Source organism: Streptomyces sodiiphilus, assembly GCF_039529215.1.
In the GTDB taxonomy this organism is placed as follows: Bacteria; Actinomycetota; Actinomycetes; order Streptomycetales; family Streptomycetaceae; genus Streptomyces; species Streptomyces sodiiphilus.
This window is the reverse complement of sequence record NZ_BAAAMJ010000003.1, coordinates 5149-22829: the sequence shown is the minus strand read 5'-3', so window position 1 is coordinate 22829 and position 17681 is coordinate 5149. Positions and strand designations below refer to the sequence as shown.

At 73.3% G+C, this 17681-nt stretch carries 16 protein-coding genes and 1 pseudogene; 5 read left to right on the top strand and 12 right to left on the bottom strand.

Annotated features, from left to right (window positions below):
- Nucleotides 1-6: 6 nt before the first annotated feature.
- The 5 genes from ABD299_RS01445 to mshA all read right to left on the bottom strand — a co-directional run bounded on the left by ABD299_RS01445 (nucleotide 7) and on the right by mshA (nucleotide 4585).
- A complete protein-coding gene (locus ABD299_RS01445) occupies nucleotides 7-678 on the bottom strand; it encodes a lytic polysaccharide monooxygenase auxiliary activity family 9 protein (RefSeq protein WP_344258123.1) in 672 nt (223 codons plus the stop codon).
- 331 nt (nucleotides 679-1009) lie between these two features.
- Entirely contained in the window at nucleotides 1010-1681 is a 672-nt protein-coding gene (locus ABD299_RS01440) for a lytic polysaccharide monooxygenase auxiliary activity family 9 protein (RefSeq protein ID WP_344258121.1), read from the bottom strand.
- 234 nt (nucleotides 1682-1915) lie between these two features.
- Complete coding sequence (locus ABD299_RS01435; RefSeq protein WP_344258119.1) at nucleotides 1916-2536, bottom strand: lytic polysaccharide monooxygenase auxiliary activity family 9 protein; 621 nt, start codon at nucleotides 2534-2536, stop codon at nucleotides 1916-1918.
- Between the two features lie 203 nt (nucleotides 2537-2739).
- A complete protein-coding gene (locus ABD299_RS01430) occupies nucleotides 2740-3255 on the bottom strand; it encodes a type III secretion system chaperone family protein (RefSeq protein WP_344258117.1) in 516 nt (171 codons plus the stop codon).
- On the bottom strand, nucleotides 3248-4585 hold the full coding sequence (mshA, locus tag ABD299_RS01425; RefSeq protein WP_344258115.1) for a D-inositol-3-phosphate glycosyltransferase: 1338 nt from the start codon (nucleotides 4583-4585) through the stop codon (nucleotides 3248-3250). Before mshA ends, ABD299_RS01430 begins: the two co-directional genes overlap by 8 nt.
- 129 nt (nucleotides 4586-4714) lie before the next feature.
- Between mshA and ABD299_RS01420 the strand changes: the two genes are divergently transcribed.
- A complete protein-coding gene (locus tag ABD299_RS01420) occupies nucleotides 4715-5533 on the top strand; it encodes a class I SAM-dependent methyltransferase (protein WP_344258113.1) in 819 nt (272 codons plus the stop codon).
- 37 nt (nucleotides 5534-5570) lie between these two features.
- Here ABD299_RS01420 and ABD299_RS01415 read toward each other — a convergent pair whose 3' ends face one another.
- From ABD299_RS01415 to mshD, 3 genes are all read right to left on the bottom strand, one after another.
- A complete protein-coding gene (locus ABD299_RS01415; protein ID WP_344258291.1) occupies nucleotides 5571-6014 on the bottom strand; it encodes an NUDIX hydrolase in 444 nt (147 codons plus the stop codon).
- A gap of 40 nt (nucleotides 6015-6054) precedes the next feature.
- Entirely contained in the window at nucleotides 6055-8310 is a 2256-nt protein-coding gene (locus ABD299_RS01410; RefSeq protein ID WP_344258111.1) for an RNA degradosome polyphosphate kinase, read from the bottom strand.
- Between the two features lie 106 nt (nucleotides 8311-8416).
- On the bottom strand, nucleotides 8417-9328 hold the full coding sequence (gene mshD / locus ABD299_RS01405; protein WP_344258109.1) for a mycothiol synthase: 912 nt from the start codon (nucleotides 9326-9328) through the stop codon (nucleotides 8417-8419).
- 145 nt (nucleotides 9329-9473) lie between these two features.
- Here mshD and ABD299_RS01400 point away from each other — a divergent pair, with 145 nt between their 5' ends.
- Nucleotides 9474-11291: a bifunctional metallophosphatase/5'-nucleotidase gene (locus ABD299_RS01400; protein WP_344258107.1), complete on the top strand. Its 1818-nt coding sequence runs from the start codon at nucleotides 9474-9476 to the stop codon at nucleotides 11289-11291.
- A gap of 66 nt (nucleotides 11292-11357) precedes the next feature.
- On the opposite strand, the gene ABD299_RS01395 is transcribed toward ABD299_RS01400, so the two are convergent.
- The gene (locus tag ABD299_RS01395) at nucleotides 11358-11960 is read right to left on the bottom strand and encodes an NADPH-dependent FMN reductase (protein ID WP_344258105.1); all 603 of its coding nucleotides are present in this window, start codon (nucleotides 11958-11960) and stop codon (nucleotides 11358-11360) included.
- An 87-nt stretch (nucleotides 11961-12047) separates the two neighbouring features.
- Between ABD299_RS01395 and soxR the strand changes: the two genes are divergently transcribed.
- On the top strand, nucleotides 12048-12497 hold the full coding sequence (gene soxR / locus ABD299_RS01390; RefSeq protein ID WP_344258103.1) for a redox-sensitive transcriptional activator SoxR: 450 nt from the start codon (nucleotides 12048-12050) through the stop codon (nucleotides 12495-12497).
- Between the two features lie 22 nt (nucleotides 12498-12519).
- Here the strand turns inward: soxR and ABD299_RS01385 are convergent, their stop codons facing one another.
- From ABD299_RS01385 to ABD299_RS01375, 3 genes are all read right to left on the bottom strand, one after another.
- Entirely contained in the window at nucleotides 12520-14673 is a 2154-nt protein-coding gene (locus ABD299_RS01385) for a glycosyltransferase family 4 protein (RefSeq protein ID WP_344258102.1), read from the bottom strand.
- A 214-nt stretch (nucleotides 14674-14887) separates the two neighbouring features.
- The gene (locus ABD299_RS01380) at nucleotides 14888-15904 is read right to left on the bottom strand and encodes a LacI family DNA-binding transcriptional regulator (protein ID WP_344258101.1); all 1017 of its coding nucleotides are present in this window, start codon (nucleotides 15902-15904) and stop codon (nucleotides 14888-14890) included.
- A gap of 25 nt (nucleotides 15905-15929) precedes the next feature.
- On the bottom strand, nucleotides 15930-16682 hold the full coding sequence (locus ABD299_RS01375; protein ID WP_344258099.1) for a response regulator transcription factor: 753 nt from the start codon (nucleotides 16680-16682) through the stop codon (nucleotides 15930-15932).
- A 261-nt stretch (nucleotides 16683-16943) separates the two neighbouring features.
- Here ABD299_RS01375 and ABD299_RS01370 point away from each other — a divergent pair, with 261 nt between their 5' ends.
- Together ABD299_RS01370 and ABD299_RS01365 are read left to right on the top strand one after the other, a co-directional pair.
- A complete protein-coding gene (locus ABD299_RS01370; protein ID WP_344258097.1) occupies nucleotides 16944-17210 on the top strand; it encodes a MoaD/ThiS family protein in 267 nt (88 codons plus the stop codon).
- Nucleotides 17207-17681, top strand: a pseudogene (locus tag ABD299_RS01365) (hypothetical protein); the annotation flags it as partial. The gene ABD299_RS01370 and the pseudogene ABD299_RS01365, both read left to right, overlap by 4 nt.

Here is a 17681-nt window from a genome sequence, read left to right as displayed (position 1 = left end):
TGCTGCTCAGCGGAAGTTCACGTCGCTGCAGAAGTAGTAGGACTGGTCCAGGTGGGAGGCCTGCCAGATCGTGTACACGATGTGGCGTCCGGTGCGGCCCGGGGCGCTCGCGCTGATGTCGATGTTCTGGGCGGGGGCGTAGCGGCCGGTCTCGCGCACCAGCTCCAGGTCGCTCCAGCGCAGCTGCTGAGTGGTGGGGTCGAAGCCCTGCCGGGTGACATAGACCCGGAAGTAGTCCGCGCCGTGGCTGGCCTGGTCGTACAGCCGCAGGGTGAAGTTGTTGCCGATGTCGGTGGCGTGCCAGTTGCCGACGGTGTCCATGGCGTTGTAGCGGCCGCCCTCGGTGCGTCCGGCGCTGCAGAGCTGGCCGTCGGGGATCGCCGCCTGGTGGTTGCCGCGCACGTTCTCGCGGTACAGGCCGTTCCAGTTCCACATGGCGTTCGGGTTGGCCTGCCAGGCCTGCCAGCACATCGGGTCCTGCTGCGCCATGGCGGGGTTCAGGTGGTCGTGGCCCCAGCGGTCGAGGCAGCTGTAGTTGCGGGCGGCGGGGTCGACGATCGACCCGTGGGCCGCGGCGTTGTCGGCCCACGGGATCAGGCCGATGATCACCGCGGACAGAAGAGCGAGGGCGCGGACGGTCCAGGCCCTGGGCGATGCGGACTGCGCGTGTTCGTACACTGCGGTCTCCGTTTTCCGGCTGTGGGGTTTCCGGGCAATGGGAGCGCTCCCAGATCGCTCCGAGTGTATGCCCGGCGACACGGAGTGGAAACAGTCGTGACACCGGATTTTTTTTCCGGACATCGAAGGACACCTCCCGGCCTCCCGGACGCTCCTCGCCGGGCACAGGGGAACGCCGGCGGGCCCCGCGTGAGGGACCCGCCGGCGTGCGCACCCGACCGTTCGGCGACGGCTCGGCGGAAGACATCCGGCGGGGCCGGCGAGCGGGCGGCGAGGCCCGCTCGCCGCCCGTTCACCGAGGGGAGTTCCGCAGCGGACCCGGGACTGCCGCTCAGCGGAAGTTCACGTCGCTGCAGAAGTAGTAGGACTGGTCCATGTGCGAGGCCTGCCAGACGGTGTAGACGATGTGGCGTCCGGTGCGGCCCGAGGCGTTCACGGAGAAGGAGATGTTCTGGGCGGGGGCGTAGCGGCCGGTCTCGCGCACCAGCTCCAGGTCGCTCCAGCGCAGCTGCTGAGTGGTGGGGTCGAAGCCCTGCCGGGTGACATAGACACGGAAGTAGTCCGCGCCGTGGCTGGCGTGGTCGAGCAGCCGCATGGTGAAGTTGTTGCTGATGTCGGTGGCGTGCCAGTTGCCGACGGCGTCCATGGCGCGGTAGCGGCCGTTCTGGGTGTTGCCACCGCTGCACAGCTGGCCGTCCGGCACAGCCGCCTGGTGGTTGCCGCCGACGTTGTCACGGTACAGACCGTTCCAGTTCCACATGGCGTTCGGGTCGGTCTGCCAGGCCTGCCAGCACATCGGGTCCTGCTGCGCCATGGCGGGGTTCAGGTGGTCGTGGCCCCAGCGGTCGTGGCAGCTGTAGGCGCGGGCGGCGGGGTCCACGATCGACCCGTGGGCCGCGGCGTTGTCGGCCCATGGGATCAGGCCGATGATCACCGCGGACAGAAGAGCGAGGGCGCGGACGGTCCAGGCTCTGGGCGTTGTTGACTGCGCGTGTTCGTACACTGCGGTCTCCGTTTTCCGGCTGTGGGGTTTCCGGGCAATGGGAGCGCTCCCAGATCGGTCCGAGTGTATTCACGGCGACACGGAGAGGAAACGGTTGTGACACCGGAAATTTTTCCGGACACCGGACGGACACCTCCCGGTCTCCCCGGGCGCCCCTTTCCGCCGGGGCGAGTGCGCCGCCGGGCCCCGCGAGAGGGACCCGCCGGCGCACACGCCTGCCGGCCCGGCGACGGCTCAGCGGAAGTTCACGTCACTGCACAGGTAGTACGTCTGGTCCGCGTGCGAGGCCTTCCAGATCGTGTAGACCACGTGGTGCCCGCTGCGGCCGGGCGCGTTCACGTCCACCCGGATGTCGTTGACCGGTGCGTAGCGGCCGGTCTCGCGCACCAGCTCCAGGTCGCTCCAGCGCAGCGCCTGGGTCCGCGGGTCGTAGCCCTGCCTGGTCACGTAGACGCGCAGGTAGTCGGCGCCGTGCATGGCCTGGTCGTGCAGGTGGACGGTGAAGTTGCTGCCCACATCGGCCGTCCGCCAGGCGCCGGGGGTGTCCATGGACCGGTAGCGCCCGTTCTCGGTGTGACCGGCGCTGCACAGCCGGCCGTCGGGGATCGCCGCCTGGTGGTTGCCGCCGACGTTGTCGCGGTACAGACCGTTCCAGTTCCACATGGCGTTGGTGTTGTCCTGCCAGGCCTGCCAGCACATGGGGTCTTCCTGCGCCATGGCCGGGTTCTGGAAGTCGCTGCCCCAGCGCAGCCAGCAGCCGTAGTTGCGGGACGCGGGGTCGACGACCGATCCGTGGGCCGCGGCGGTGTCCGCCCAGGGGATGAGACCGATGATCACGGCGGACATCAGCGCCATGATCCTTATGGTCCAGGCGGGCCCTGCGGGATGAGCGTGTTCGTTCACTGCGTGCCTCCGATTTCCGGCTGTGGGGGGTTCCGGTCATTGGGAGCGCTCCCAGAACGCTCTCGGGAATTTCCCTGAGGACACACACTTGAAACCTTTAAATCACTGTCCGGAAACGCTTTGCGGTCCGGCGCCGGGCGGACCGGCGGGCCCGCTCACTCCTTCACCGCGCCGCCCGGCCTGGTCAGGTGGGAGAAGGCGTCCAGATTGCGGGTGGACTCCCCGCGCTCGGTGCGCCACGCGTACTCCTTGCGGATCGCCGTGGCGAACCCCATCTCCAGCAGGGTGTTGAAGGCGCCGTCGGCCTGCTCCAGCACCGTGCCCAGGATCCGGTCCAGCGTCTCGGGGGTGACAGCCGCCAGCGGCAGCCGCCCGGCCAGATACACGTCCCCGTGCCCGTCGATGGCGTACGCCACCCCGTACAGCCGGATGTTGCGCTCCAGCAGCCAGCGGTGCACCGCGGCGTGGTTCTCGTCCGGGCAGCGCACCACGAAGGCGCTCACCGCCAGCGCGTGCTCCCCCACCACGAGCGAGCAGGTGGTGGACAGCTTCCTGGTGCCCGGGAGTTCGACGACGTACCGCCCCTCACCGGGGCTCTCCCAACGGACCTTCTCGTCCTCCTCGGACAGCGATGCCAGTGTCTGTTCGATGACCTGCCGCGGATCAGCCATGCGCCGAGCGTAGGCCAGCGGCCGCCCCGGACCGGAACCGACGCTCCCCGATCGCGTCCGCGTACACCCCCAGCGTCCCGGCCGCGGCCGTGTCCCAGCCGAACCGGCGGGCGTGCCGGGCGGCGGCCTCGCCCATCCGGTCCGCGAGCCGGGGGTGCTCGGCGAAACGGCGCAGCGCCGAGGCGTAGTCGGCCGGGTCGTGACCGTCGATCAGGAAGCCCGTCTCCTCGTGGCGCACCGCGACCGGCAGCCCGCCGACCGCCGCGGCGATCACCGGAGTCCCGGACGCCTGGGCCTCGATCGCCACCAGCCCGAAGGACTCGCTGTAGGACGGCATCACCAGCACGGAGGCGGCCCGGTACCAGTCGGCCAGCGCGGCCTGCGAGACCGGTGGCCGGAAGAGCACCAGGTCGCCGATGCCCAGCCGGGCCGCGAGCTTGTGGAGCCGCTCGGGCCGGGCCAGTCCGCTCCCGCTCGGCCCGCCGACCACCGGCACCACCAGCCGGCCGCGCAGCGCCGGTTCTCGGTCCAGCAGCTCGCGCACCGCGTACAGCAGGATGTCGGGGGCCTTCAGCGGCTGTATCCGGCCGGCGAACAGCGGGATCACCGCGTCCTGCGGCAGGCCGAGCCGCGCGCGGGCGGCGGCCCGGCCGTCACCGGGCGAGAACCGCTCCAGGTTCACCCCCGGATGGACCACGGCGGTCCGCGCCGGGTCGGCGTCGTAGAAGCGGACCAGCTGGGCCGCCTCGTCGTCGGTGTTGGCGATCAGCCGGTCCGCCGCCTCCACCACCTGCGTCTCGCCGATGATCCTGGCCTGCGGCTCGGGGGTGTCCCCGGTCGCCAGCGAGGCGTTCTTCACCTTGGCCATGGTGTGCATGGCGTGCACCAGCGGCACGCCCCAGCGCTGGGCGGCGAGCCAGCCGACATGCCCGGACAGCCAGTAGTGCGAGTGCACCAGGTCGTAGTAGCCGGGGCGCTGTTCCGCCCAGGCCTGCATCACCCCGTGCGTGAAGGCACACAGCTGGGCGGGGAGCTCCTCCTTGCTCAGCCCTTCGTACGGGCCGGCGTCCACGTGCCGCACCAGCACTCCGGGGGCCAGCTCGACCACCGGCTCCCGGGCTCCGGCCGTGGCCCGGGTGAAGATCTCCACCTCGGTGCCCAGCTCGGCCAGCTGCCGGGCCAGCTCCACGATGTAGACATTCATGCCGCCGGCGTCCCCGGTGCCCGGCTGGTGCAGCGGAGAGGTGTGCACGCTGAGCATCGCGACCCGTCTCGGCCGGGCCGACGGCAGTCGGTGATGCCGGGCGGTGAGCCGGGAGATGTTCGGCACGTGGCCTCCTGACGGCAGCGTGTTCGGAGTCTGCTCCAGGCGGGTGAACGGTCCGCCCGTGCCGCGTCTTCCCACTTTGCCAAATCGTGACCGGTTGGGCACGCCGGGAGGCGGCCGTAGGGTCGGGGCATGCCCGTCGCCCGACCCGCCCGCCCGCCGGGGCGCCCCGAGGGAACGCCCACCCGCGGCACGACCGGACCGAACCGGCTGCGGCGCATGGACCGCTGGATCGCCCACACCCACGGGGCCGCACTGCGCCGGGCCGACGGACCCCCGCTCGCCGTCGACCTGGGGTACGGCGCGGCGCCGTGGACGTCGGTCGAGCTGCGGGACCGGCTGCGCCGGGTGCGGGCCGACGTGACGGTGGCCGGGGTGGAGATCGACCCGGCGCGGGTGGCCGCGGCGGCGCCGTACGCCGGCGAGGGGCTGGTCTTCCTGCGCGGCGGCTTCGAGGTGCCGGTGCCGGCCGGTGCCGGGAGCCCGCTGCTGATCCGCGCCGCCAACGTGCTGCGCCAGTACGACGAGGGCGAAGTGGCCGGTGCCTGGGAGCGGCTGTGCTCCCGCCTGGCACCGGGCGGTCTGCTGGTGGAGGGCACCTGCGACGAGGCGGGCCGGCGCCACGCGTGGGTGGCGCTGGACGCCACGGGGCCGCGCACGCTCACCCTCGCGGCCCGGCTGGCCGGCCTGAACACCCCCTCCGACCTGGCCGAACGACTGCCGAAGGCGCTGATCCACCGCAATGTGCCCGGCGAGCCGGTGCACGCCTTCCTGCGCGACCTGGACCGCGCCTGGGCGGCCGCCGCGCCCTACGGCGCCCTGGGGGCGCGGCAGCGCTGGATCCGTACGGCGGGCTCGGTGGCCGGCGACTGGCCGCTGGCCGACGGCCCGCGCCGCTGGCGGCAGGGCGAGATCACCGTCCACTGGCACGCCGTCGCTCCCCGCGGCTGACCCCGGCGGGGGCCCGGTGGCCGGTCCGGCCGGCGGGTCAGGCGGGGCGGGGGGTGAGGGTGGCCAGGGCGCGGTCCAACAGGTCGCGGTCGGCGGGGTGGCTGAGCCGGTCCCGGGCCTGCCCCGGCGGGAGCCAGTGCAGCAGGTCTATCTCGTCGTTCGGCTCGAAGGCGCCGGTGACGGCCTCGGCCGTCCAGTAGCTGACCTCCTTCGGGCCGCCCGTCTCGGTCAGGTAGCGGGTGACGGGCAGCGGCGCGCCCAGCACGCACTCCATGCCGGTTTCCTCGCGCACCTCGCGGACGGCCGCGGCGGCCGGGTCCTCACCGGCGTTCAGCTTGCCCTTCGGGTGCGACCAGTCGTCGTACTTGGGGCGGTGCACCACCGCCACCTCCACGCCCGTGGCCCCGCTGCCGCCCGGCCCGGCGCCCGTCGGGCGGCGCCACAGCACGCACCCGGCCGCGCGGACGGCCGGCACGGGCACCGGGCCGGCCGCCGGGGACGGGACGGCTGCGTCTGTCGGGTCAGTTTCCCGTTCCACGGCGTTTCCTCCGCTTGGTACGCGCCTCGATCAGCATCTCCTGGACGTGGCGCAGCGGCCGGCCGTCCTCGTCGGTGGAGTGCCGGGTCCATTCTCCGTCCGGTCCCAGGTGCCAGGAGGACGTGCTGTCGGAGGTTCCGGTGGTCAGCAGCCGGCTGAGGGCCGACCGGTGGGCGGGGTCGTTGACCCGCACGAGCACCTCGATCCGCCGGTCCAGGTTGCGGTGCATCAGGTCGGGGCTGCCCAGCCAGACCTCGGCATCCGCCCCGGTGCCGAAGGCGTAGAACCGGGAGTGCTCCAGGAACCGGCCCAGCACGCTGCGGACCCGGATGTTCTCCGAGAGCCCGGGCACTCCCGGGCGCAGCGCGCAGATGCCGCGTACCCAGATGTCCACCGGGACACCGGCCTGCGACGCCCGGTAGAGGGCGTCGATGACCTGCTCGTCGACAATGGAGTTGACCTTCATCCGGATGGCGGCGGGGCGGCCGGCCCGGTGCGCCTCGACCTCCTTGCGGATGCGCGCGATGATCCCGTTGCGCAGCGACCGCGGGGCGACCAGCAGCCGCCGGTAGTTGTCCCGCCGGGAGTAGCCGGAGAGCCGGTTGAACAGGTCGGACAGGTCGGCGCCCACCTCCGGGTCGGCGGTGAGCAGTCCGAGGTCCTCGTAGCGGCGGGCGGTCTTGGGGTGGTAGTTGCCGGTGCCGACGTGGGCGTAGCGGCGCAGGATCTCGCCCTCCTGGCGGACCACCAGCGACAGCTTGCAGTGGGTCTTCAGTCCGACCAGGCCGTAGACGACGTGGCAGCCGGCCTCCTCCAGCTTGCGGGCCCACTTGATGTTGGCGTGCTCGTCGAACCGGGCCTTGATCTCCACGAGTACCAGCACCTGCTTGCCGGACTCGGCGGCGTCGATGAGGGCGTCGACGATCGGGGAGTCGCCGGAGGTCCGGTAGAGCGTCTGCTTGATCGCCAGGACGTCCGGGTCGGCGGCTGCCTGTTCCAGGAAGGCCTGGACGGAGGTGGAGAACGAGTCGTAGGGGTGGTGGAGCAGGACGTCGCGCTCGCGGAGGGCGGCGAAGATGTCGGGCGCGGAGGCGGACTCGACCTCGGCGAGGTCGCTGTGGGTGCCGGCGATGAACTTCGGGTACTTGAGCTCGGGCCGGTCCAGCCGGGCGATGGCGCCCAGCCCGGTGAGGTCCAGCGGGCCGGGCAGCGCGTAGACCTCGGCCTCGCTGATCTTCAGTTCACGCAGCAGCAGCTCGTGGACCTCGGGGTCGATGGACTTCTCGACCTCCAGGCGGACCGGCGGGCCGAAGCGGCGGCGCAGCAGTTCCTTCTCCAGGGCCTGGAGCAGGTTCTCCGCGTCGTCCTCCTCGACCTCCAGGTCCTCGTTGCGGGTGACCCGGAAGATGTGGTGGTCCAGGACCTCCATGCCGGGGAAGAGGTCCTCCAGGTGGGCGGAGATGACGTCCTCGACGGGCACGTAGCGCTGCGGTGACGCCTCCAGGAACCGGGCCAGCAGGGGCGGGACCTTCACTCGCGCGAAGTGCTTGTGGCCGGTGGCCGGGTTGCGGACGACCACGGCCAGGTTGAGGGACAGCCCGGATATGTAGGGGAAGGGGTGGGCCGGGTCGACGGCCAGCGGGGTGAGCACCGGGAAGATCCGCCGGCGGAAGAAGGAGAACAGCCGGGTCTGCTCCTCCTCGGTGAGGTCCGGCCAGCGCACCAGGTGGATGTTGTGCTCGGCCAGCTCCGGCAGGACGGTCTTCTGGTAGCAGGCGGCCTGCCGGATCATCAGCTCGCGGGAGCGGACCAGGATCGACTCCAGGACCTCGCGCGGCAGGTGGCCGGAGGCGGCGCGGGTGGCCACGCCGGTGGCGATGCGCCGCTTGAGCCCGGCGACGCGCACCATGAAGAACTCGTCCAGGTTCTTCGAGAAGATATTGAGGAAGTTCGCCCGTTCCAGCAGCGGGGTCAGCGGGTCCTCGGCCAGTTCCAGCACGCGTTCGTTGAAGGCCAGCCAGCTGCGCTCGCGGTCCAGGAAGCGGTCGGCGGGCAGCTCGGGGTCGCGCGGCCGTTCGTCGACGGCGGCGGCCGGGGCTCCGTCGGGCCCCGGCGCGGCTCCGCCGTCCGCCGTCCCGGCGGGGGCGGGCAGGGCGTAGGGGCGGGAGGCCTCGATCGATCCGACGGCCGTGCCTGTCCCGGTGGTCTCCTCCTGGGGGCTCTGCGCGTCCTGGCTCATGCCCCCATTCTCCCGCCCCGGGGGATAACGCGGCATGTCGCGCGTGTGAACGGGTGGGTGATCACCGTCACCGTTTCGGCGGGGCGGGAGCGGCGGGCGGGGGCCGTCAGTTCTCGGTGCGGTACATCAGGTCGGTCTCGTGGGTGCGGAAGCCCAGGCGTTCGTAGACCCGCAGCGCGGGCGCGTTGTCGGCGTCCACGTAGAGCATGGCGGTGGGCAGTGCGCGGTCGCGGTGCAGGTAGCGCAGGCCGATGGCGGTCAGCGCGGTGCCCAGGCCGAGCCCCTGGGCCCGCGGGCCGACGCCGAGTACGTAGACCTCGCCGAGCCCTTCGGCGCCGTGCACCTTCGTCCAGTGGAAGCCGAGGAGTTCCTCGCCGCCGGCGTCGTCGCGGCGCACGGCGAGGAAGAATCCGGCCGGGTCGAACCACGCCTCGGACTTGCGGGCGTCCAGGTCGCGCTGGGTGAGTGAGCCCTGTTCGGGGTGGTGGGCGAAGGCGGCGGCGTTCAGCGCGAGCCAGGCGGCGTCGTCCTGTCCGGGAACGAAGGTGCGCACCCGGACGCCGGGCGGCAGGGCGGGGTCGTCGAGCCGCAGCCCTTCCAGCGGGCGGCGCAGCTGCCGCAGCTCGCGGAAGAGGGTCAGGCCCAGCACCCGGGCCAGGTGGCGGGCCGCCGGGTGGCCGCCGTGCGCCCACAGGCGGAGCCGGTGGCCGGATTCGTCGAGCAGCGCCTCGCCCAGCGTCCGGCCGTGTCCCCGGCCGCGCCGGCCGGGGTGGACGACGAACTCGGCGGCGGGTGCCTCGACCGGGTCGGTGCCGTCGAGCAGGGCGTAGCCGGCCAGCTCTCCCCGCTCGTGCAGCAGCAGGTGCCGGACGCCTTCCCTGCGGCCGCCGCGCAGCAGCAGTCTGCCCTGCTCGGAGACCGCGCTGCGGCCGTCCGTGCGGGCCGCCGCGTCGATCAGCTCCTGGGTGGCCCGCAGCCGGGCCGACGTCACCTCGTCCAGCACCACGACGTCAGTCATGGGGACGACTTTACGGGGCGTGCGATGTCCTGCGGCAATGTGCTCTTTACCTCCCGCCCGCTGACATGCTACGCGCGTAACCGTAAGCTGCGGGCTTGCACATGGTCATGCCATCTTCCTGACCGCAGAGAGGGATTCACACTTCATGCACGCTTCCCCCCCGCGTCGATCACGCATGCGCCGCATGACCGCGGGCGCCGCCACGCTCGCGGTGGCGGGCGCCCTCGCCGTCGCCGCCCTGCCCGCCGCGCACGCCGCCCCGGAGAGGCCGGGCGCACCGGCGGCCGGCAAGCCGGGCCACGGCCACACCGTGGATCTCCAGCTGCTGGCCATCAACGACTTCCACGGCGCCCTGGAACCCCCCTCCGGCTCGGCCGGACGGGTGACTCACGAGCACGAGGACGGCTCCCTGGAGGACATCGACGCGGGCGGCGTCGAGTACCTCGCCACCGCGCTGCGCGAGGCCCGCGAGGGCGAGCGGCGCACGGTGACCGTGGCGGCCGGTGACATGGTCGGCGCAACCCCGCTGATCTCCGGCCTGTTCCACGACGAGCCGACCATCGAGGCGCTCAACCAGCTCGGCATGGACGTGGTGGGCGTCGGCAACCACGAGTTCGACGAGGGCTGGCGGGAGCTGATCCGCAAGCAGGAGGGCGGCTGCCACCCGGAGGACGGCTGCTACGTCGAGGGCCGCGAGTTCGAGGGCGCCGACTTCCCGTTCCTGGCGGCCAACGTGGTCCACGAGGAAACCGGCAAGCCGATCCTCGCCCCCTACACGGTCCTGAACCTCAAGGGCGCCAAGGTCGGCTTCATCGGGGTCACCCTGGAGGGCACGGCGAACATCGTCACCGAGGAGGGCATCCGCGGCCTGGAGTTCCTCGACGAGGCCGAGACCATCAACCGGTACACCAAGGAGCTCAGGCGCAAGGGCGTCAACGCCGTCGTCGCCCTGATCCACGAGGGCGGCTATCCCGCCTCCCGGGCCTACAACCACGACTGCGACGCCGACGGCGGCGGGCTGTCGGGACCGGTCGTGGACATCGCCGAGCGGACCGACGCCGCGGTGGACGTGCTGATCACCGGCCACACCCACCAGCCGTACGTCTGCACCATCCCCGACCCGGCGGGCAACGACCGCCTGGTGACCTCGGCCGCCGCCAACGGCACCCTCTTCACCGAGCTGAACATGCGGTACGACCGGCGCACCAAGGACATCGTGCGCGCCTCCGTCGAGGGCACCAACCGCGTCGTGCACCGCGACCACCGCAAGGCCACCGACCTGACCGAGCTGGTCACCTTCTGGAGCGAGCTGGCCGCCCCGGTGGCCAACCGGCCCATCGGCTGGATCTCCGAGGACATCCTGGGCCGCGGCGCCGGCACCCTGGAGTCCCCGCTGGGCAACCTGATCGCCGACGCACAGCTCGCGCACGCCCGGCAGCTCGACGACGCCGCCGCGCTCGCCCTGATGAACCCCGGCGGCATCCGGGCCGACCTCACCTACGCCGCCTCCGGCGACGAGGGCGACGGCGTGGTCACCTACGGGGAGGGCTTCACGGTGCAGCCGTTCTCCAACACCGTGCACCTCATCGACCTCAGCGGTGAGCAGCTGCTGGCCGTCCTGCGCGAGCAGGTCAGCGGGGCCAACGAGGCGGTGCCGAAGATCCTGCAGCCCTCCGAGGGCTTCTCCTGGACCCTGGACCTCACCCGCTCCGGGGCCGACCGTGTCGTGGCGGAGTCGGTGACCGTCAACGGTCAGCCGCTGGACCCGGCGGCCACCTACCGGGTGGCGGTCAACTCCTTCCTGGCCGGCGGCGGGGACGGCTTCCCGACCCTGGCCGAGGGCGCGAGCCCGCTGGTCGGCGGCAACGACATGGACGTGCTCGCGGAGTACCTGGCGGCGGTCTCGTCCGCGGAGAGCCCGATCGCGGCCCCGCCGGCGGACCGCATCACGATCCTGCGGTGACACCCCCGGTGGCGTGGCCGGCAGGAGCCCTGCCGGCCACGCCACCGGCCGCCGTCACCGGGCCGGTCAGGCCGCGTAGGGGCGGCGGTCGCGGGCCTCGCGCAGCACCTCCGCCCACCACAGCAGCTGGTCGAACATGGTCTTGGCCGCCGCGTCCCGGTCCCCGGACGGCCCGGCGGAACCGTCCTCGGGGAACTGCGCCCAGGAGTTGTGCAGGCTGACGCAGTCCCGGACGGTCACCGCGTGCAGTTCGGCGAAGACCAGCCGCAGCTGTTCCACGGCCCGCAGGCCACCGCTCATCCCGCCGTAGGACACGAAGGCGACGGGCTTCGCACGCCACTGCTCCCGGTACAGGTCGATCGCGTTCTTCAGCGAACCGGGGAAGCTGTGGTTGTACTCCGGAGTCACCACCACGAAACCGTCGGCGGCCTCCAGCCGTTCGCCCAGTTCACGCACTGCAGGCAGCTCCGGCGTGCCGTACCCGGGCAGGTGGGCGGGCAGCCCGGCCTCCGCCAGATCGACCGGATCGGTGCGCATCCCCCCGTGACGGGCGGCCTCCTCCAGCAGCCAGCCGGCGACCCTGGGGCCGAACCGGCCCTCGCGGGTGCTGCCGGTGATGACCGCGATCCCGGGCGGTCCGTCCGGCGCCGTGCTCGCGTGCGCGTCCATGAGAACTCCTCGACTCGGTTGCCGTTCAGGGCTACAGAGGGATTCTTGAACTTCAACACGGCTTGAGGTCAAGCTAGGGTTGCGGTCATGCCCGGCAGGATCGCGAAGGAACTCACCATCGGCCAGCTGGCCGAGCGCAGCGGCTGCGCCACGTCCGCCCTGCGCTTCTACGAGCAGCAGGGGCTGATCCACAGCCGCCGGACCTCCGGCAACCAGCGCCGCTACGGCCGGGACACCCTGCGGCGGGTCGCGTTCATCCGCGTCTCGCAGAACCTGGGCATCTCACTGGCGGCGATCCGCGAGGCGCTGGGCCGGCTCCCTGAGGGACGCACCCCCGACCGGAGCGACTGGGCCCGCGTCTCCGCCGGCTGGCGGGCGGAGCTCGACGAGCGCATCCGGCAGCTGACCGAGCTGCGGGACAACCTTTCCGACTGCATCGGCTGCGGCTGCCTCTCCCTGTCCACCTGCGGGCTGGCCAACCCCGGGGACGTGCTCGGCGAGCGGGGCCCGGGGCCCCGCCGTTTCGCCCCCGACTGAACACCGGCCGGCCCACCCGCGGTCAGGACGGCGGAACGTCCGTGGCGGCGAGCGCCAGCGCGTTGTGGACGGTGAACACCGGGCGCAGCCGGGTGGGGCCCCACTCCGGGTGGGGCAGGACGGCGGCCGGGTAGCGGTCGGTGCGACGGCGGTCGGGGATGTCCCCGGTGATCCGCCCCAGCGGCACCGGCCGGGCCCCGGGCTCCGTACTCAGCGCGAGCTCCCACACCTGCGGCCCCCCGGCTCGGTGCTCCAGCGCCTCACGGTAGCCGAGGGTGAACTCGAACCGCCCCCCGGGCAGCGCCCGCACCGGCACCCGCAGCCCGGTGCCGGACGCGGTCACCCGCGCCTCCCCGCCCACTGCCTCGCCGGCCCCCGCTTCCCCGCCCGGCGGCCGGAACAGGACGGCGCTCACCGTCACCGACTCCTCGCCGGTCACCACCTCTTCGACCTCCGCGTGGGCGGGACGCAGCCAGCTGCGCACCGCCAGCCGCCCGTCGGCGGTCGTGTAGGGGATCCAGCCGGCGACGCCGTCGCCGTCCACCGCGGGCGGCAGGGACAGCAGGGCGGCGGTCTGCACGAGTTCCGCGACCACCGGGCGCCCGGAGCCGTCGCTGCCGCGCGGTGCCAGCAGGCAGTCCCAGCGGCCCTCGGGCAGCGCCCCGGCCGTGCGGGGCAGGGCGGCCGTCACCCGCCTGCCGTCCCCGGCGGTCCCCCGCGGCAGCGGCAGCCGTACCCGGCCGCCCGGGGAACCGCCGCGCCGGGCCAGGACCAGGTCCAGCTCCCCGGCGGGCAGCGCGTCGGGGGCGAAGGACACCGTGAGCGCACCGTCCTCGGCGATCTCGCACCGCGCGGGCACCGGCCCGCCGTCGGACCCGCCGGCCGGCGCGGAGACCGGGGCCGGGGCCGCGGGCCGCGGCCGCCAGGGGCGCCTTCGCGGCCGCTTCCCGCCGTCGGACCGCCGGCCGCTGTCGGGCCGCTCGCCGCTCCCGGGCTCCGCCGCGCCGGGCAGCGGCCGCGCCGCCAGCTCCCGCACCAGCTCCGTGTAGCGGGCCGCGATGCGCTCCGGGTCGTATGCCGCACCGCTCTTCAGCCCGGCCCTGCCCATCTCCCGGCGCCGCCGGGGGTCGTCGATCAGGCTGATCAGGGCCTCGGCGAACGCGTCGCTGCCGCCCTCCAGCGGCACCAGCAGGCCGTCGTGCCCGTGCGTGATGATCTCCCCCGGGCCGTAGGGGCAGTCGGTGGAGACCACCGGCACGCCGCAGCGCATGGCCTCCACGATGGTCAGCCCGAAGGACTCCCCGTCGGAGGAGACCGCGGCCACCGCGCCCTTGGCCCACTCGGTCTCGATCGGCGAGACGGCGCCCATCAGCCGGACCCGGTCGTGCAGCCCCAGTTCGTTGATGCGGCGGCGCAGCCGGCCCTCCTTGCGTCCCCGGCCGTAGATCCGAAGCTGCCAGCCGGGCCGCTCGGCGGCGACCCGGGCGAAGGCGTCGATCAGCCGGTCGTAGCGCTTGATGGGGATGAACCGCCCGGCCGCCACGACGGTGCGGGAGTCCCCGCGCGAGGGGGTGACCTCCGGGGCCGGGACGCTGTTGGGCACGCACAGCACCCGCGCCCGGGAACCGGGCGGCAGCCCGGCCCGCCACTGCTCCGCGTCCGCCTCGGACACGGTGAGATAGGCGTCCAGTTGTCCGGCCGCCGCCAGGCACTCGCGGCGCAGCTCGGGGTTGTGCGAGTCCAGGGTGCGGTGCTCCTGCCCGATGCGCAGGTAGCCGCGACCCCGGCCGTGCGCCGCCAGATGGCCCACCAGGAGCGGACGGGTGGCGATGACCACATCGGCCCGGGTGCGCCGCAGATAGGCGGCGACCCGGCGGTCGGCCAGCAGGCTGGGCGGCAGCGGGCTGTTGGCCGGACCCGGGTCGTGGAACATCCGGCTGGGCAGCGCGCCCAGCGGATTGCGGTAGCGCCAGCCGCGGCGGCGGGCGTCGATCAGCGGCACCAGCCGGACGCGGGGGTCGAGCCCGATCTGCGGGAGGTCCCGCTTGCGGTGGACGCTGACGATCTCCACGTCCTCCACCTCCGGCAGCGCGACCAGTCCGGCGGCGAGATTGGCGGTGGCACGGACGGTCCCGCCGATCCCGTACATGTCGTGGACCAGGAAAGCGATTCTCACTGCCGGCTGCCTCCACCCGCGGCCGCGGGGCGGGCCCGGGCCGTGACGTCTCGTTGGTCGTCCCATTCGACCGCGAGAGCGCCGTTCCGGTGCCCGGCTGCCGGGAGCGTCGGCCGGTGTCACCCCGGCGGCCCATCACGGACCGGGGCGCGTACCCCGTCGGGCCGGGATCAAGGGTGCCCCGAGCGGGAACGCCGCCGGGCGGGAGTGCCGCTCAGCCCGCGCAGCCGCAGGAGCGGCGGACGCGGAGGGTCACGGGGAACTGGTGGACGCGGTCGCCGCCGTTGTCCGGACCGTCTCCCAGCGCCAGCCGGACCGCCGCCTCGGCCATCGCCTCGCGGTCGGAACCGACGGTGGTCAGCGGCGGGTCGGTGAGGGCGGCTTCCTTGACGTCGTCGAAACCGGCCACCGCCAGCTCGCCGGGTACGTCGATGCGCAGCTCGCGGGCCGCGCGCAGCACGCCGATGGCCTGGTCGTCGGTGGTGCACAGCAGGGCCGGCGGGCGGTCGGGGCCGGCCAGCAGGTCCAGCGCCACCCGGTAGGCGTCGTAGCGGTTGTAGGGGGCCTGGAAGAGCCGGCCGCGGGTGTCGAGCCCGGCCTCGTCCATGGCCAGCCGCCAGCCGGTGACGTGGTCGGCGACGGGGTCGCCGGAGACCGGGGTGCTCTCCACCCCGCCGAGACAGGCCACGTAGGCGCAGCCGTGGTCCAGCAGGTGGCGGGTGGCCAGCCGTGCGCCGCCGACGTCGTCGAGCGCCACCGCCACGTCGTCGATCGCCTCCGGGCGCCGGTGCAGCAGGACGACCCGGGCGTCCCAGGCGTCGATCTCCGCCGCCGCGTGCACGCTGGGGCCCTGGCTGATCAGGATGAGCCCGGAGACCCGCATACCCAGGAAGGCCCGCAGGTAGTGGACCTCGCGCTCGTCCAGGTAGTCGGAGTTGCCGACCAGCACCATCTTCCCTCGCCCGGCGGCGGCCTGCTCCACCGCGTGCGCCATCTCGGCGAAGAACGGCTGCCGGGCGTCGGGGACGATCAGGCCTATCAGATCGGTGCGCTGCGAGGCCATCGCCTGCGCGACCCGGTCGGGCCGGTAGCCCAGCTCCTTGATCGCCGCCAGCACCCGCTCCCGGGTGGCGGCCGCGACCGGCCGCGGCCCGTTGTTGACGACGTAGCTGACCACGGCGGTCGACGTACCCGCCAGCCGCGCCACATCGTCCCGCGTCACTTTGGCCACGGCGGGAGTCTACGCGCGCAGCCCTCTACGCGCGCCGTGCGGCCTGCTTCACGACCTGCTCGGCCTCCCGGGTGACGGCCCGCGCCTGCTCGTCCTCCGGCTTCTCCTTCTCCGGGATCACGAAGCGGTAGCCGACGTTCCGCACGGTGCCGATGAGCGACTCGTGCTCCGGGCCGAGCTTGGCCCGCAGCCGCCGCACGTGCACGTCCACCGTGCGGGTGCCGCCGAAGTAGTCGTAGCCCCACACCTCCTGGAGCAGCTGGGCCCGGGTGAAGACCCGGCCCGGGTGCTGTGCCAGGTACTTCAGCAGTTCGAACTCCTTGAAGGTCAGGTCGAGCACCCGGCCCTTGAGACGGGCGCTGTAGGTCGCCTCGTCGACGGACAGGTCGCCGTTGCGGATCTCCATCGGGCTGTCGTCCGCGGTGAGCTGGCTGCGGCCGGTGGCCAGCCGCAGCCGGGCCTCGACCTCGGCGGGACCGGCGGTGTCCAGCACCACGTCGTCCACACCCCACTCGGCGGTGACGGCGGCGAGCCCGCCCTCGGTGACGATGAGCACCAGCGGGCAGCCGGGCCCCGTGGAGCGCAGCAGCTGGCACAGCGAGCGGATCTGCGGCAGGTCCTTGCGGCCGTCGATGAGGATGACGTCGGCGCTGGGAGCGTCGACCAGGGCGGGCCCTTCGGCGGGCGCGACCCGCACCTGGTGCAGGAGGAGCTCGAGGGCCGGCAGTACGTGGGCGGAGGGCTGGAGGGCGTTGGTGAGAAGCAGCAGGGAACTCATGTACTGGGCGTTCCTTCCTCAGTCCTGGCGGGACGGATCGAGCGGCTCTGCCCTGAAAGCGCGAAAGGACCCGGGATGGCGTCAGCGCCCGGATCCTTACTTCCGGCGAGCATAGCCGACCCGGCCACCGGTGCGCAGGAGAACGGGACCACCGGCCCGGGACATTCGTCACACTCCAGGACGCACGGCACCGCGCCCCCTCGGCCCGCCCGGGGGAAGGGCATCATGGGGCGGCAAGGGTTCACAGCCGGGAGGAGACCGATGGCGAGCGGCACCATCCGCTACTGGGCGGCGGCCAAGGCCGCCGCGGGGACGGCGGAGGAGAAGTACGAGGCCGGCACGCTCGCCGGGGCCCTCGACGCGGCCCGCACCCGGCACGCCGACAGGCCCGGCTTCGACCAGGTCCTGCGGCGCTGCTCCTTTCTGGTGAACGGCGCGCAGGTGGGCTCCCGGAGCCACTCCGAGGTGCCGCTGACCGAGGGCGGCACCGTCGAGGTGCTTCCCCCGTTCGCGGGGGGCGCGCGATGAGCCGGACGGCGCAGGGACGGCGTGCGGCGCCCTCCCCGATCATCATGCCCGGGCTGCAGCCGGCGCTGCTGACCGCCGCGCTGGCCGGGCTGCTCGCCCTCGCACCGCTGGGCCGCCCCGCCCTGCTGCCGGGCCTGGTGCTGCTCCAGGTGCTGACCGCGGCCGGCTGGTTCCGGCTGAACGGCATGTGGCCGGCCCGTCAGGGCATCGCACTGGCCTTCGCCGCCGGCCTCACGGCGGACGCCGCCGTGCTGCTGGCTCCGCGCGACGCGGCACCGGCGGCCGTGCTGGGCACGCTGGGGGTGTGGTTCCTGCTGGTGGTGATACTCCAGCTGCGCCACCACGAGCCGGGTCCGGAGCGGATGGACTCGCTGACCGCGACGGCCGCGGCGACGCTGCTCACCGTCCTCGCGGCGGGCTTCCTGGCCGCGGCGGCCGAATCCGCCGAGGCCGTGACGGCGGCGGCGGCCG

Bases quoted from the DNA above. Each gene is read 5' to 3' on its own strand.
- ABD299_RS01435 (WP_344258119.1), bottom strand. From the start codon at position 2,536: ATGGCGCTGATGTCCGCCGTGATCATCGGTCTCATCCCCTGGGCGGAC.
- ABD299_RS01430 (WP_344258117.1), bottom strand. From the start codon at position 3,255: ATGGCTGATCCGCGGCAGGTCATCGAACAGACACTGGCATCGCTGTCC.
- ABD299_RS01420 (WP_344258113.1), top strand. From the start codon at position 4,715: ATGCCCGTCGCCCGACCCGCCCGCCCGCCGGGGCGCCCCGAGGGAACG.
- ABD299_RS01410 (WP_344258111.1), bottom strand. From the start codon at position 8,310: ATGAGCCAGGACGCGCAGAGCCCCCAGGAGGAGACCACCGGGACAGGC.
- mshD (WP_344258109.1), bottom strand. From the start codon at position 9,328: ATGACTGACGTCGTGGTGCTGGACGAGGTGACGTCGGCCCGGCTGCGG.
- ABD299_RS01400 (WP_344258107.1), top strand. From the start codon at position 9,474: ATGCACGCTTCCCCCCCGCGTCGATCACGCATGCGCCGCATGACCGCG.
- ABD299_RS01395 (WP_344258105.1), bottom strand. From the start codon at position 11,960: ATGGACGCGCACGCGAGCACGGCGCCGGACGGACCGCCCGGGATCGCG.
- soxR (WP_344258103.1), top strand. From the start codon at position 12,048: ATGCCCGGCAGGATCGCGAAGGAACTCACCATCGGCCAGCTGGCCGAG.
- ABD299_RS01375 (WP_344258099.1), bottom strand. From the start codon at position 16,682: ATGAGTTCCCTGCTGCTTCTCACCAACGCCCTCCAGCCCTCCGCCCAC.
- ABD299_RS01370 (WP_344258097.1), top strand. From the start codon at position 16,944: ATGGCGAGCGGCACCATCCGCTACTGGGCGGCGGCCAAGGCCGCCGCG.